Raw genomic sequence first — 14,711 nt, forward strand, 5'->3', positions numbered from 1 at the left:
CGAATCCCGGCAAGTGCGTTACCACCCTTGCTTGAAGTGGCGCGCATTGTAGTCGCGACACCCTCTTTTGCAAGCCTTGAAAAACTTCTTTTTCAAGGCTCAAGCCCTCACTTTGGAAGACCCAAATAATGGCGGAGAGAGAGGGATTCGAACCCTCGATGAGTGTTAACCCATACGCCCTTAGCAGGGGCGCGCCTTCAGCCACTCGGCCATCTCTCCTTTTAAGCCGAAGCGGAAGCTCCGCTTTCAGGCCACCTCCGAAGAGGCCTTTCACGCTAGTCAACCTGTTTGATTGCTCGCTGAAAGTGGGCGGCATAATACCAACGGCTCGGCAAAAAGCAATGGCGAATCAATAACTTTTTGCAGTTTTTTGCTTTTCCGGACACCTTTCATACAGGATGTTCAAAAAAAAGACTTTTCCGCCAAATACGGAATGCTACTACCTTGCAGCACAAATAAAAAAAGGCCGGGATACCGGCCTTTTTGAAAACGATTCGCTTATTCGTTGCCACCCTCCTCAGAGGATTGCTTTTCGCGCTGGATACGCTGATAAATTTCTTCACGGTGTACGGCGACTTCTTTTGGCGCATTTACGCCAATACGCACCTGATTGCCTTTCACCCCCAGCACGGTAACCGTGACATTGTCGCCAACCATCAGCGTCTCGCCAATTCGGCGGGTTAAAATCAACATTACCTACTTCTCCTTGATCATCCTGTGATAAAGAACAGCCGGCGTTTATCCAAAGCTGCTCTTATTTGGTCATCATAACCGGGTGGCGGTGCACGCAAGGTCAAAAACTACCCATCACACTCTTCAGTATTGACCAGTCGAACAAAATCTCAACAGGTTGGATGCAATGCCAAACAACTGAATCGAAATGGGAAGGCTCTCTTTGCCTTAACTCCGGTTATAGTGTTTCTTTCAGCTCTCTCACTTGGAGAGTTCAAACTCACTGTGCAAAGCACGCACTGCCAGCTCGAGATAGCGCTCATCGATAATCACCGAAATCTTAATTTCCGAAGTAGTGATCATCTGAATGTTGATATTGTCTTCACCCAGCGCACTAAACATACGACTGGCCACATTCGCATGGGAACGCATTCCCACGCCGACAATAGAAACCTTGGCAATCTTGTCGTCTGTGATCACCTCACGGGCGCCAAGTTCCGCCGAAACACGCTCCAAGACTTCGCGAGCCTTAACCAAATCATTGCGATGTACCGTGAAAGTAAAATCGGTAGTCCCGTCAACCGCACTGATATTCTGCACGATTACATCGACCTCGATATTCTCTTTACCTACAGGTGCCAAAATACGGCAGGCAACACCGGGGGTGTCAGGGACACCGCGGATCGTTAATTTGGCTTCATCACGGTTAAATGCGATGCCGGATACGACAGGCTGCTCCATCTCGTTATCTTCCTCATCCAGGCTTATCAGGGTTCCTTCACCCTCTTCAAATGTTGAGAGCACGCGCAACGGAACCTTGTATTTGCCAGCGAACTCCACGGCGCGGATTTGCAGGACCTTGGAGCCAAGACTGGCCATTTCCAGCATTTCCTCAAAAGTGATTCGATCCATACGGCGCGCACTATCCACCACACGTGGATCGGTGGTATAGACCCCGTCAACATCCGTATAGATTTGGCATTCCGTGGCATCAAGGGCAGCAGCGAGCGCTACCCCCGTGGTGTCTGAACCGCCGCGCCCAAGAGTGGTGATATTTCCGTTGTCATCCACGCCCTGGAAACCGGCAACCACAACTACTTTGCCTTCATCCAGGTCTGTGCGCATACGCTCGACATCAATGCGCTGGATGCGAGCCTTGGTGTGGGCATTATCCGTGAGGATCTTGACCTGCCCGCCAGTATAGGAGCAGGCATCGTAACCGCGCTTCTTAAGGGCCATGCTCAACAGCGCAATTGTGACCTGCTCACCTGTGGACACCAGTACATCGAGTTCGCGGGGGTCGGGTTTTTCCTGAATCTGGTAGGCGAGCTCAATCAGGCGGTTGGTCTCTCCACTCATAGCGGAAAGAACGACAACCATACCGTGCCCCTTTGCACGAAATGCGGCTACTTTATCGGCGACGGCTTCAATACGCTCAATAGAGCCTACGGAAGTCCCGCCGTATTTCTGCACGAACAAACTCATAACTTTCTGTGTTTCCTTAGCTCCAGGCCAAGTCCGCGCACCACCCGAAATCGTGCAGGCGCGCACTTAATCACCAAACTTCGGCGAAATCAACTTCACACGCTATTTATGGCGCCAAATTGACCGAAATCAGCTTTTTAGGGCGTTCTCTACCCATACGGGCACCTCTTGCAGCATACCTGGCAGAGCCGAAGCGTCGGTGCCGCCCCCCTGCGCCATATCGCTGCGACCACCGCCCTTGCCGCCAATCTTGCCAGCAGCAAAACGCATCAGGTCTCCCGCCGATAGGCGGTCGGTGAGGTCTTTAGTCACTGCCGCAACCAGGGCAACCTTTTCCTCTCCCGGCGCCGCCAGCAATACAACTCCGCTGCCCAATTTACTCTTCATTTGGTCAGCCAGGTCACGCAAAGATTTAGGGTCGGCGCCGTCGATTGATGTGGCCAACAATTTAAAGCCCGCAATCTCTATTGCCTGGGCACTGAGGTCTCCACCAGCACCACTGGCCAGCTTAGTCTTGAGTTGCGCAACTTCCTTTTCCAGCTTGCGGTTATTGAGTAGTAACTGCTCTACCTTATCTGCAAGAGTGTCCGGGCGCGCCTTAAGGAGAGCCGCAACATGTTCTAGCCGCTGCTCAGCTCGATCAAATTGTGACAGCGCATGCGCACCGGTGACCGCCTCAATACGTCGCTGGCCAGAGGCGATGCCACTCTCGCTGACAATACGCAAAAGACCAATATCCCCCGTGCGATTTACGTGGGTGCCACCACACAGCTCTACAGAAAAAGTCCTGCCCTCTACAGCGCCCATAGAGAGAACGCGCACTGTATCGCCATACTTTTCACCGAACAGTGCCATGGCACCCATTTCTTTGGCTGACTCAATATCTGTCTCGCAGGTATCAACCAGTGTGTTCGCGCGGATCTGCGTGTTCACCAGGGATTCGATCGCGTGTAATTGCTTTGCAGTGACCGCTTCTGGGTGGGAGAAGTCAAAACGCAAGCGCTCGGAATCCACCAATGAGCCCTTCTGGGTTACGTGCTCGCCGAGCACTTTGCGCAGAGCGGCGTGTAGCAAGTGAGTCGCAGAATGATTCAATGCCGTTGCCTGGCGCACATCCGCTGACACCTCAGCAGTGAGCTGCTCACCAACAACTACTGTTCCCTGCAGCAGCTTGCCGGCATGTAAATGATGACTGCCCTGCTTGGTGCAATCTCGCACCTCAAAACGGCCCGATGCGGCCTTCAGATAACCGCTATCGCCTACCTGGCCACCTGATTCAGCGTAAAATGGTGTCCGATCGAGGATTACCACGCCTTCTTCCCCATTCTCCAGACGCTCAACCTGCTCTCCGCCTTTGAGAATCGCGGTTACTGTGCCTTCAGCTTCGGTGGTTTCGTATCCAAGGAACTCCGTGGCACCTTGCAGATCCAACGCCTCGGTATAATCCTGCTTAAATTTACCGGCGGCACGGGCCCGCTCACGTTGAGCTTCCATAGCGGCTTCATAACCCGCCATATCCAGAGATAGGCCACGCTCGCGGGCGATGTCCTGGGTTAGATCTGTAGGAAAACCGTAGGTATCGTGCAAGGTGAATACCAACTCACCCGGCACCTCACTCCCTTCGAGAGTGCTCAATGCACTCTCAAGTAAAGCCATGCCTTTATCCAGGGTCTTGGCGAATTGCTCCTCCTCTTTGCGCAGCGCCTGCTCAATCAGCGACTGTTTCTCACGCAATTCTGGGTAGGCCTCTCCCATCTGCTCTACTAGAGCGCTCACTAACTTGAAGAAGAAGACTTCTTTGTGGCCCAACTTGTGTCCATGACGCACTGCCCGGCGAATAATACGACGCAATACAAAGCCACGACCTTCATTGGAAGGCATAACACCATCGGCGATTAAGAAGGAGCAAGAGCGAATATGATCAGCGATCACACGCAGAGACTTTTCCTCTAGGTTATCGCAACCAACAATGCTATTAGCCGCTCGTAACAACGCCTGGAACAGGTCAATTTCATAATTTGAGTGCACGCCCTGCATAACAGCGGCGATACGCTCCAGCCCCATTCCGGTATCGACAGAGGGTTTAGGCAGCGGGTGCAGCTCACCGTCCGCCGTGCGTTCGTACTGCATAAATACCAGGTTCCAAATCTCGATATAGCGATCGAGATCGTCGTTGTCGGAGCCGGGAGGGCCACCGGGTACATCTTCGCCGTGGTCAAAGAAAATTTCTGAACTGGGACCACAGGGGCCGGTATCACCCATTTGCCAGAAATTATCCTCATCAAGACGGGAGAAGCGCTCAGGGCTCACCCCAACTTCCTTTTGCCAAATATCGGCTGCTTCATCATCGCTGATATGCACGGTTACCCACAGGCGCTCTTCTGGCAAGTTCAGCACCTTGGTGAGGAAGTCCCAGGCAAAACGGATGGCATCGCGCTTAAAGTAATCACCGAAGCTGAAATTACCCAGCATCTCGAAGAAGGTGTGGTGGCGCGCGGTATAACCTACATTTTCCAGGTCATTATGCTTACCCCCAGCACGCACGCAGCGCTGCGAACTAGTGGCCCGGTTGTAGGGACGCTTTTCCTGGCCGAGGAAGGTGTCCTTAAACTGCACCATGCCGGCGTTGGTGAATAGCAGGGTCGGGTCATTGCCCGGAATCAAGGAGCTTGACGGCACCACAGTGTGGCCCTGTTCGGCAAAGTAATTCAGAAAGGCGTCGCGAATCTGTGCGCTTTTCATCCGGCGTAATTCCACTTCGTTAGTTGAGAGTTATTGAATGACACCGGTGACGCGGTGTCTCGTCTGTCCCGCTACTGTGCAAGCCCCTGCTCGGGCATTGTTTGTTGAGCCAGTAGATGGACATGCAGGTGAAATACGGTCTGTCCCGCGCTTCGACCATTGTTGACCACAAGTCGAAATCCCTCTAATCCCAGCTTTCTGCCAAGTTCAGCGGCCACCCACATCAGATGGCCGAGCAGAGCCTTGTCATCGATTTTGGCGTCGAACAAGTTAACCAGGGGTTTACGCGGGATAATGAGGAGATGGGTCGGGGCTTGTGGCGCCCGATCCTCAATAACGATACAAAGATCGTCCTCGTAGATTTTCTCGTTCGCTATTTCGCCCGAGATAATTCGACTGAAAACGCTGGGTTCACCCATTGGTTTATTTTTCCAGCTTTTCCTCAGCAGTCAGCTGACGCGCCTCGGATTCCAGCATCACCGGAATGCCGTCTTTTATTGGATAGGCCAGACCGCTAGCTTTACACACCAGCTCCTGGGTCTCCTCACGGTACTCAAGCGGCGCCTTGCTTACCGGACACACTAACAGGCTCAGTAACTTCTTATCCATGTTCCACCCCACTATTTCCCCCTGGCGTAACAAGCAGGGGGCAAAAATGACCGCGTATCATACAATGCTTCATAGGGTTTTTCACGGCATTCGCCAAGGGTGACAACCAGCATGGTTGACTGCCCCTTATTTTTATCAAGAGACGACAGGCCCCGCCTGCGGTTCGTAGGATTTTAAATGACCAAGCAGCAGATCACGTGCTAAACGCCCCTCTTCGACCTCATTAAAAAGCTCGTGATAAGCCTTGGGAAAGCAGTGCAGCATTTTGCCGGCCGAGCCCATCCGCCCAAACCACTCACGACTCACTCCAACATCCACCAGCCGATCGGATTCCGGCAGCAACATCAAACAAGGCACCAGTAATCGCTCCAGATTAGCGGAGAGAAACTCCCGCTCGCGAAGAAATGTCTCAAACCAGCGCAGTGAAACCCCTCGATGCGTTAGCTCATCCTCTCGGTAAGCTTCAATTACCGCAGAGTCCCGGCTCAACCACTGGCTATCTATCCTGCTGGAAAGCACTAGCCCTGGGAACATCTTTGCCAGCATCAGTACCAGCCTCAACTCGAGTCCCGAAGGCTCCTTAGCCCCGCGGAAACCCGGTGCTGATAGGATGAGGCTATCTACAGCCCCATAGCGAATGGCACTGCCACATGCGACCACCGCCCCCATACTATGCCCTAACAGATGCAGCCCTGTACCGGGGTTACCACTTTTGACCAGGCAGATAAATTCATAGAGGTCCTCGCTATAGAGCGAGAAATCCTCTATGTGCCCCCTCTTCCCCTGGGACAAACCATGACCATAATGGTCCGGCGCATATACACTGAAACCTGCCCGATTAAGATGTGCTGCTAAATTAACGTAACGGCCGCTGTGCTCACCCAGCCCATGAGAAATCACCACAGTTCCCTGCGCACCTTCAACCCACCAGCGGCGGTAATGCAAACTGATGTTTCTTGTTACAAATTCCATTGTCACTGTCCATTTTCATTATTGTTTTATCGTGGCTAGCTCCCCCTAGCCCTCCCCTTCAAGGCTATCGCGATACTTACCCAGCATGGCCAGGTGATTCATACACGCCCGTTTGACCAACGCCCTCTGCGCCATTTCGACGTTTTCCGCCCTACCGTGCCAGGCCGTTAACGCCGGCTGCTGTAATGCCCGCCCATAGGAGAAACTCAACTGCCATGGAGCATTGTTAAGCTGACTAAGGGCATTAAGGTTTTCTGTAGCCTCTTCCGGGCCCTGGCCACCAGAAAGAAAATTGATACTGGGCACTGCGGCAGGCACACTGCGACGCAGGCTGCGCAAAGTGTACTCAGCCACCTCCTGTGGCTCCGCACTAGGCAACTCTGCTCCGGGAGTGACCATGCTCGGCTTGAGCAACATCAATTCCAAAATAACACCATGACGATTCAAGGCATGAAAAACACTGCTCCAAACCTGTTCGTTAACAGTCGCGGAGCGTTCGAGACTGTGATTGCCGTCCATTAGCACTTCCGGCTCAACAATGGGTACCACCCCCTCAGACTGGCAAGCGGCGGCATACCGAGCCAACATTTCCGCGTTAGCCGTAAGCCCCAACTCAGTCGGGTTGTGAGCACTCACGGGATACACTTCCCGCCACTTGGCAAATCGCGCTCCCTGCGCCTTATATTCCCGCAAGCGTTCGATAAGGCCATCGAGCCCATAGGTGATCATGTCCCCCTCCGCGCCGGGAAGAGGCCCCTTGCCTTTATCAACTTTAATACCCGGTAGAATCCCCTGTGCCGCCGCCACCTCAGGCAAAGGCGTACCACCTCTATCACTCTGACCGAGCGTTTCCTCAAACAGAATGACACCACAAATAAAGTCCCCAAGCCCCTCACTCGACAGCAGGGCCGCACGGTAATCTCGGCGGTTTGCTTCGGTTGATTCCACCCCTACAGCAGAAAAGCGCTTGGCGATAGTTCCGCTGCTCTCATCTGCAGCCAGGATTCCCCGGCGACCATCGACCAGAGAATCTATCGTTGCTTTTAACTCATCGTGAACTGTCATAGAAACACCTCCATGTGCCAAAACCCAGTCAAGGATAGACGCTTAAATTAGAATGCTTTGCAGGCTGCAACTGCTCGCTTCCAACCCGTCAGTAAGAAATCCCTTTTCTCTGCTGGCATTCCCGGCAGAAAATCGCGCTCAATCTCCAGCAGACGCTCCGGTAGCTGGTGAAAATGCCAGAGACCACTGCCGATCCCCGCCAATAGCGCCGCGCCGATTGCCGTGGACTCAATCTGTCTGGGGCGCTCTACACGCAGATCGGAAATGTCGGCCTGAAACTGCATCAAGAAATTGTTCGCACTTGCCCCGCCATCGACACGCATATGGCTGATATCGACCTTTAGAGCCTCTTCCATAAGCCGTGCCAGCTCATCACTCTGGTAGGCGATGGACTCAAGAGTGGCGCGAACCACTTCAGCCCGCCCCGCGCCCCGGCTCAGGCCACACAAGGTTCCCCGCGCCGACGAATCCCAGTGTGGTGCACCCAGGCCGCTAAACGCCGGCACCAAATACACTCCGCGGGTATTGGGAATGCTCTGCGCAATAATCTCGCTATCGACAGCCCGCTGAATCAATCCCATTTCATCACGCAGCCACTGTATTGCAGAACCCGCGGTAAAAACTGAGCCCTCAACTGCATAGCCTGGTAACCCATGGGGATCACAGGCGATTGTGGCCAGCAGGCCGCGAGGCGGTTCAGGGCGTTTTTCCCCGGCATAGGCCAGCATAAAGCAGCCAGTGCCATAGGTGTTTTTGAGATCTCCTGGGTTCGTACAGCCTTGCCCAAACAGCGCCGCCTGCTGATCCCCAGCCACCCCACAAATAGGTGCACTGACGCCAGCAAAAGCTGCTGGATCCGTATCGACAAAATATCCGGCAGACGGCCTGATTTCTGGCAGAATCGATTCAGGGCACTCAAAAAGCGCCAATAGCTCTGGATCCCAGCTTTTCTGCTCCAAGTTATAAAGTAGGGTGCGACTGGCATTAGTATGATCAGTCATGTGCGCGCTGGCACCGCTCATCTTCCAGATCAACCAGCTGTCTACCGTGCCAAAACACAGCTCCCCCTTGCGAGCACGCGCCTGTAGATCCGGCTGTTCTCGAAATAGCCACAACAGCTTACTGGCAGAAAAGTACGCGTCCAATAGTAGTCCGCTGCGCGCGCGCAGCCATTCGGACTTTCCTTCTGTGGCAAACTGCGCACAAATATTCGCTGAGCGCCGACACTGCCAGACAATTGCCCTATGTACTGGCTCACCTGTGTGACGATCCCACAGGATCGTGGTCTCTCTTTGGTTAGTGATACCAACCGATTTGATTTCGGATGCGCAAACACCAGCACGCTGCAGAGCAGCCATACAGATACGTTGGGTGACTTGCCAGATCTCCTCGGCATCCTGCTCGACCCATCCAGGCTCTGGATAGTAATTGGGGATCTCTGAGTAACTGCGCCCCACCAGGGTGCCGCTACTATCAAAAACGAAAGCCGTGGTGCCTGTAGTGCCCTGATCAATAGACAGGATCATAAAGTCTCTCGCGCTTATTATTCTTTCTCTCATTACCCTAAGCCTGAGGGAAAGCATTACCTTCGCGCCTCAAGCAAGCATGAGAGTATAAGCGTGATTACTCTTCGTCCAGCGCCCAGCTAATAGCATCTGAAGAGAAACCGCGGTAAGACAGGTAGCGTTGGCGACGTGCGCGCTCCTTCAGTTGCTGCTCCCGCGGCAACGCCAAATCAATTGGCGAGCGATATTTGCGCTGCAGCTGCTCATGGGCCTGGGAAAACCAGTCCACCTCTAACTGCTCTAAGACCTGGGATAAAAGCTCAGCGGAAATGCCGCGCTGTTGTAATTCCAGGCGGATACGCAGGGGCCCCTGACCACGCTGAACACGAGAACGGGCAAAAACTTCGGCAAAGCGCTGATCAGACTGGTAGTTGAGTTCTTGCAAGCGCGCGAATAGCGCATCGAAGTCGGCACCGGGGAACTTACCCACCAGCTTCCGCCTCAATTCCAAACGGGAGTGCTCGCGGCGGGTAAGCAGCTCAAGCGCCGCGCCGAAAAGCGCTTGAGCGGGGTCGGCGGTGAAAGCCGCCTTGGAGGAAAAAGACACTTACTCTTCCGGCAGTTCCGCGGCCTCTTCGGGGCTGGCCGGGACCAGATCGCCCAACAGCTGTGCGCGCAGCTGAGCCTCAATTTCATTGCGGATATCGGGGTTATCACGCAGGAACTTGGTAGCATTGGCCTTACCCTGACCAATCTTATCGCCCTTGTAGCTATACCAGGCGCCCGCCTTATCAACCAAGCCCAGCTTCACACCGTAGTCGACAACCTCACCAATCATGTTGATGCCTTCGCCATACATGATCTGAAAGTCTGTCTGTTTGAAAGGTGGGGCCACCTTGTTCTTAACCACCTTCACGCGGGTCTCGTTACCCACTACTTCATCGCCATCTTTTACCGAGCCGATGCGGCGGATATCCAGGCGCACAGAAGAGTAGAATTTAAGGGCATTACCGCCAGTTGTGGTTTCCGGGGAGCCGAACATTACACCGATCTTCATACGAATCTGGTTAATAAAGATCGCCAGGGTATTAGTGCTCTTGATGTTACCGGTCAGCTTTCGCAGCGCCTGGGACATTAGTCGAGCCTGCAGGCCAACATGAGTGTCACCCATCTCCCCTTCGATCTCAGCACGCGGAGTCAGAGCCGCGACGGAGTCCACAACCAATACATCTACAGCACCGGAACGCACCAGCATATCTGCCACTTCCAAGGCCTGCTCGCCGGTATCTGGCTGGGAGACGATTAACTCATCAACATTTACACCGAGCTTTTCGGCATAAATGGGATCTAGGGCGTGTTCTGCATCCACGAAAGCACAGGTGCCGCCTTTGCGCTGGGCCTCGGCGATCACTTGCAGGGTTAGAGTGGTTTTACCAGAGGATTCCGGGCCATAGATCTCAACGATACGACCGCGGGGCAGGCCGCCTATACCCAGCGCCACATCCAGGCCGAGAGAGCCAGTGGAGATTGCGGGGATACGCTCGCGCTCCTTATCCCCCATACGCATCACTGTGCCCTTGCCAAACTGGCGTTCGATCTGCGACAGCGCCGCTTTCAATGCCTTGTCTTTATTGGAATCCATGACCGTTCCCGTATATCTGAGCTGTGTTGAGTGGGGCAAGCTTATCGAAGGATTACTGTATAGGCAACCAGTAATTCCAGCGCAATCAGTACCAATCTTCCCAACACGGTTACACCGCTCTAAATTCAGCACAACCCCGCTATCACACCAGTAAACTGACCAGGTAGCTCACCTTAAACAGGGTGCTCCTCCAGGATCTTCAGCATCCCTTTGAGAGCCTCCAGCACCGTTTGTGCCTGAACTGTGGCCCGATCCCCTTTAAAGTGGAAACACCGAGCATCAATCTGAACCGGTTCCTGCCCTTCCGCATGAGCCCAGGCAATCCACACAGTTCCGACTGGTTTCTCTTCGGTACCGCCACTGGGACCAGCAATACCGCTTACCGCCACGGACAGGTTGGCATCCATCATAGCCAGCACTCCACAAGCCATTTGCCGGACAACTGGTTCGCTGACCGCACCAAACTGTTTTAGGTCCTTCGCATCCACCCCTAACACACTGTGCTTGATGCGATTGGCATAACTAACGACTGAACCATCAAACCAATTAGACGCATTGGGAATAGAAGTGATCGCCGCGGCAATCGCACCACCAGTACAGGACTCCGCAGAGGTTACAAACCAACAGCGCTTTATCAATTCCTCACCAAGCTGTTGTGCCAAACTTAATATCTCGCCATGATCAGCCATTTTTCTACCCGCTTATCATTTCTCAAGGTACTCACTCCCCAGGAGCAACCCGCGCATCACCTTATATTATGCCAACTGAACGCAACCTCCACTAACAAGACCGCCATCCGCTGCACCAAGCAATGGTGTATAGCCATCCATAGACCTACAAGCAGCAAACGAAAATAACGTTACCGTGCCAGCCTTAAAATTACTGAAGCGGTACTACAGCCTCTGTAGATTCAAAAAACTACCTCCCTTTAATCAAGACATAACTACCCACAAAAAAGATGCAGCTCTTCTAGTCGGGCACGCCCAACACATAAACATCCTCATAGGTTTTAAAAGTGCGGAAATATAGCTACAGGACAAAGAAAAATGCATGGCACTAACCTCGTGCGATAAGCAGGACTGAGCACGCGATAAAGGGGAAAGCACTCACCCAAGAATAACCCGCTATTTGTTAGGCTTTATTCGTCGATAAAAAATCATCGATACCCCTTTGATAGCCAAAAAAGAATAAAAAGCTATGCTAATAAAACAATCAGTGATGGTTATGACTATCCTGGGAAGCTGCGCTTCTCCATTAATCAACGCAAAAACTTTAATCTGGGAAGATAATTTTGATGGAAACAGTATTAATAAATCCGTCTGGACTTACGATGTAGGCAGCTGGGGCTGGGGCAATAACGAACTACAAGACTACACGGGCAATAGTAATAACGCCTATATTGAAGAGGGTAATCTGGTTATTCAGGCACAACGCAATTCTGATGGCAGTTTTACATCTGCCCGCCTGAAAACGATTGGTCGACTCTCTTATCGATACGGTACGATTGAGGCCCGCATCAAACTACCTGATCTCAACGCCGGTCTCTGGCCGGCTTTTTGGCAGCTCGGTAATAACTATGGGCAGGTCGGCTGGCCCGCATGCGGTGAACTGGATATTCTCGAAGCCGGCATGGCCGAGGCGCTCGAAAGCGGCAGTGTCAATTCAGCGATTTCCAGTGCCTTCCACTGGCATCATGAGTCCGATGAATACACAGGACAAGCGGATTACGGTCAAAGTAAAAACCTCATCAAAGATTTTGGCTACAGTAGGGATTTAACCGAGGGTTACCATATTTTTGGTATGACTTGGACACCCGACCATATTACGATGTGGGTGGGCGATGAAGCCAACGAAATCATCAGCATTGGCAGTGAAGACCCGGCGTTTGATGAGTTTCGTCAAGAACACTTCCTGATACTCAACCTCGCTGTGGGTGGTATTTTCCCACAGATCTTTCGCAATGAAGAAATCACCGCACCGATGCCCGCCAAAATGTATGTGGATTATATCCGTATCTATGATAACGACGATAATAACTACAACACAGAAATTACCCTGGCCGAAGACAAGGCAAAATTCGGCAACCTAAGCATATACGGTGACGGTGAAGATATCTCTGAGTCTTTGCAGCTTGGCACCGATACCGAACTCTATATCTGGAACAATATGGAATCCACCGCAAGTGTTAATGACAATGAGGCCTTGGAATTTAATATTGACGCTGGCGATTGGTTTGGCATGGGTTTTTGGATGCACTACGACCTAAATATGATGCACTATCAAAATGGTCACTTAAACTTACGTATCAAGACCAGCAGCACTGAAACGATTGGGATTGGTATCGCCAGCACTGGCAGTGGTAGCGATAGTTGGGTTGATTTAGTCGATGGCGGTGAAGACTATGGGTTAAAACGAGATGGACAATGGCACTTGGTCAGCATTCCGCTAAGCAAATATGCTGTGGACTTCCACACCATTAGCCAGACCATAATGGTTCGTGGTGACGCACCTACAGAGGGGTTCACCTTGGCTATTGATGACATTTACTTCAGTGAGGGAGAGGCAAAGAATATCCCCGCTGGTATTTTTTCCGTATACAGTGAAACGTCCGAAGCCGATTCGACTTTTAAGCTGGGTAGCGATGGCAATTTATTCGTGTGGGAAAACACCCTGCTGGAAGTCTCTCAATCACCATTCGAAGGCGAAAAGTCCCTCTCCTACCAATCCTCTGGAGCCGGCTGGTTTGGCATGGCGTTTACCGCCAACAGCTACCACGACCTATCCGCTTACGATAACGATAGAGCCACACTAAATTTTTTCCTTAAAACCAGCAGTGACACCCCTTTTAAAGTCGGCATGAAGAGTGGCAGCATCACTAATGTTGAACAAAAGTGGATCGAATTTAACAAAAACCCTGATCCCTATGAATTTGTCCGTGACGGCCAATGGCATCAAATATCCATCCCAGTCAGCGACTTCAGCGATGAAGTGGATATGTCCAACGTGATTCAGTTATTTGAAATATTAGGTGTAGAAGGAGATATCACTAATATTGAGATCGATAACATCTATTTTTCCAGTGAAGCCTCTGGATCTCACTGTCAGCACCCACCCCACAAGTGCCATCCACATCACGGGCGACAGGAGCAGCCTAAAAGAAAGTGCAAGCCCTGCAGCCCTCTAAGTGACTTCAGTAATAGTGACTTCAGCAATGATCAGCTCTGTAACTATCGACTGGGAGGTCATCAACACCGCTGTCTAGACTCTGCTGGAGAATAACGATGACAGCCACCGGACAATATCCAGTCCCTGTACGGATTAAGTACCCGCGAAAGTCAACACTCAATCAGTGTAAACTGCAACTACCCTACCTAAAAATTACTTGTACCAAACGGAGCACAGCGTACAGATTACCTATTTGAGAAATCAACGCCTTCTGGACGGCCTGGGCAGCATCTTAATGATGATGCCCAGTTTACTATCTGATTGTGAGGAAAATTCTAAAATTTCAATTAATTCGCACAAAAGGGCATATATGCTCTGCATTCAACCGTTTAGAAAAATATAAACCCAAAAAACAGCTATCGATAACCCATTGCCGATATGGAGCGCCCTTGATTCAGGTAGATACTATACAGTTCAGCTACAGGGGCTGGCAGCAATTCGGCCTCCACTACCTCAAAGCCCAGCGACAAATAAAAAGACTCTAAGTGGATATAGGGAAAGGTATAGGTATTCCTGTCAAACCTCTTAGCCAGGAGTGCTAGCAATAAACGCGCGACTCCCCGCCCCTGGTACTCAGGGGCCACCGCAACCCCTGCAAGTAATTTAAAAGATTCATATCTACGCAGGTAGCCACAGCCAATCACCTCACCTCGCTCGTTACGCACGACTGCACAATCTTCATGTCGCTTGGCTTTGCCACGAAATCCATGCATGCGATAGAATTTGTTCGCTAGCGGAATCTCAATATCTGCCAACCATTGAACCTTATAAGAAGGCTGCGTAACTCCCATAAA

Annotated in this window: 13 protein-coding genes and 1 tRNA gene; 1 reads left to right on the top strand and 13 read right to left on the bottom strand. The window is 51.9% G+C overall.

What is annotated here, in order from left to right; genetic code table 11:
* Positions 1-129: 129 nt before the first annotated feature.
* The 12 genes from ACJJIO_RS03910 to ACJJIO_RS03965 all read right to left on the bottom strand — a co-directional run bounded on the left by ACJJIO_RS03910 (position 130) and on the right by ACJJIO_RS03965 (position 11,381).
* Positions 130-219: transfer RNA gene (locus ACJJIO_RS03910), tRNA-Ser, on the bottom strand.
* Positions 220-498: 279 nt separating this feature from the next.
* Positions 499-693: a carbon storage regulator CsrA gene (gene csrA / locus ACJJIO_RS03915; protein WP_091391203.1), complete on the bottom strand. Its 195-nt coding sequence runs from the start codon at positions 691-693 to the stop codon at positions 499-501.
* Between the two features lie 240 nt (positions 694-933).
* Positions 934-2,157 carry an aspartate kinase gene (locus ACJJIO_RS03920; protein WP_444884137.1) on the bottom strand — a complete coding sequence of 408 codons (1,224 nt, stop codon included), beginning with the start codon at positions 2,155-2,157 and terminating at the stop codon, positions 934-936.
* Between the two features lie 129 nt (positions 2,158-2,286).
* Positions 2,287-4,899: an alanine--tRNA ligase gene (gene alaS, locus ACJJIO_RS03925; protein ID WP_444910202.1), complete on the bottom strand. Its 2,613-nt coding sequence runs from the start codon at positions 4,897-4,899 to the stop codon at positions 2,287-2,289.
* Positions 4,900-4,970: 71 nt separating this feature from the next.
* A complete protein-coding gene (locus ACJJIO_RS03930; protein ID WP_444884135.1) occupies positions 4,971-5,318 on the bottom strand; it encodes a histidine triad nucleotide-binding protein in 348 nt (115 codons plus the stop codon).
* A 4-nt stretch (positions 5,319-5,322) separates the two neighbouring features.
* The gene (locus ACJJIO_RS03935; RefSeq protein ID WP_152452364.1) at positions 5,323-5,508 is read right to left on the bottom strand and encodes a Trm112 family protein; all 186 of its coding nucleotides are present in this window, start codon (positions 5,506-5,508) and stop codon (positions 5,323-5,325) included.
* A gap of 135 nt (positions 5,509-5,643) precedes the next feature.
* Positions 5,644-6,480 carry an alpha/beta hydrolase gene (locus tag ACJJIO_RS03940; protein ID WP_444910203.1) on the bottom strand — a complete coding sequence of 279 codons (837 nt, stop codon included), beginning with the start codon at positions 6,478-6,480 and terminating at the stop codon, positions 5,644-5,646.
* A gap of 45 nt (positions 6,481-6,525) precedes the next feature.
* Entirely contained in the window at positions 6,526-7,545 is a 1,020-nt protein-coding gene (locus ACJJIO_RS03945; RefSeq protein WP_444910204.1) for a class I fructose-bisphosphate aldolase, read from the bottom strand.
* Positions 7,546-7,592: 47 nt separating this feature from the next.
* The gene (glpK, locus tag ACJJIO_RS03950) at positions 7,593-9,071 is read right to left on the bottom strand and encodes a glycerol kinase GlpK (RefSeq protein ID WP_444910205.1); all 1,479 of its coding nucleotides are present in this window, start codon (positions 9,069-9,071) and stop codon (positions 7,593-7,595) included.
* A 97-nt stretch (positions 9,072-9,168) separates the two neighbouring features.
* Positions 9,169-9,657, bottom strand: a complete 489-nt coding sequence (locus tag ACJJIO_RS03955; RefSeq protein ID WP_444910206.1) for a regulatory protein RecX — start codon at positions 9,655-9,657, stop codon at positions 9,169-9,171.
* Positions 9,658-10,692: a recombinase RecA gene (gene recA / locus ACJJIO_RS03960; RefSeq protein ID WP_444910207.1), complete on the bottom strand. Its 1,035-nt coding sequence runs from the start codon at positions 10,690-10,692 to the stop codon at positions 9,658-9,660.
* Positions 10,693-10,865: 173 nt separating this feature from the next.
* On the bottom strand, positions 10,866-11,381 hold the full coding sequence (locus ACJJIO_RS03965; RefSeq protein ID WP_444910208.1) for a CinA family protein: 516 nt from the start codon (positions 11,379-11,381) through the stop codon (positions 10,866-10,868).
* 535 nt (positions 11,382-11,916) lie between these two features.
* Here ACJJIO_RS03965 and ACJJIO_RS03970 point away from each other — a divergent pair.
* The gene (locus ACJJIO_RS03970) at positions 11,917-13,971 is read left to right on the top strand and encodes a glycoside hydrolase family 16 protein (protein WP_444910209.1); all 2,055 of its coding nucleotides are present in this window, start codon (positions 11,917-11,919) and stop codon (positions 13,969-13,971) included.
* Between the two features lie 302 nt (positions 13,972-14,273).
* Here ACJJIO_RS03970 and ACJJIO_RS03975 read toward each other — a convergent pair whose 3' ends face one another.
* Positions 14,274-14,708 carry a GNAT family N-acetyltransferase gene (locus ACJJIO_RS03975; RefSeq protein ID WP_444910210.1) on the bottom strand — a complete coding sequence of 145 codons (435 nt, stop codon included), beginning with the start codon at positions 14,706-14,708 and terminating at the stop codon, positions 14,274-14,276.
* Between the last annotated feature and the right edge of the window lie 3 nt (positions 14,709-14,711).

It is taken from the genome of Microbulbifer mixtoriginis (SeqCode) (genome assembly GCF_052467235.1).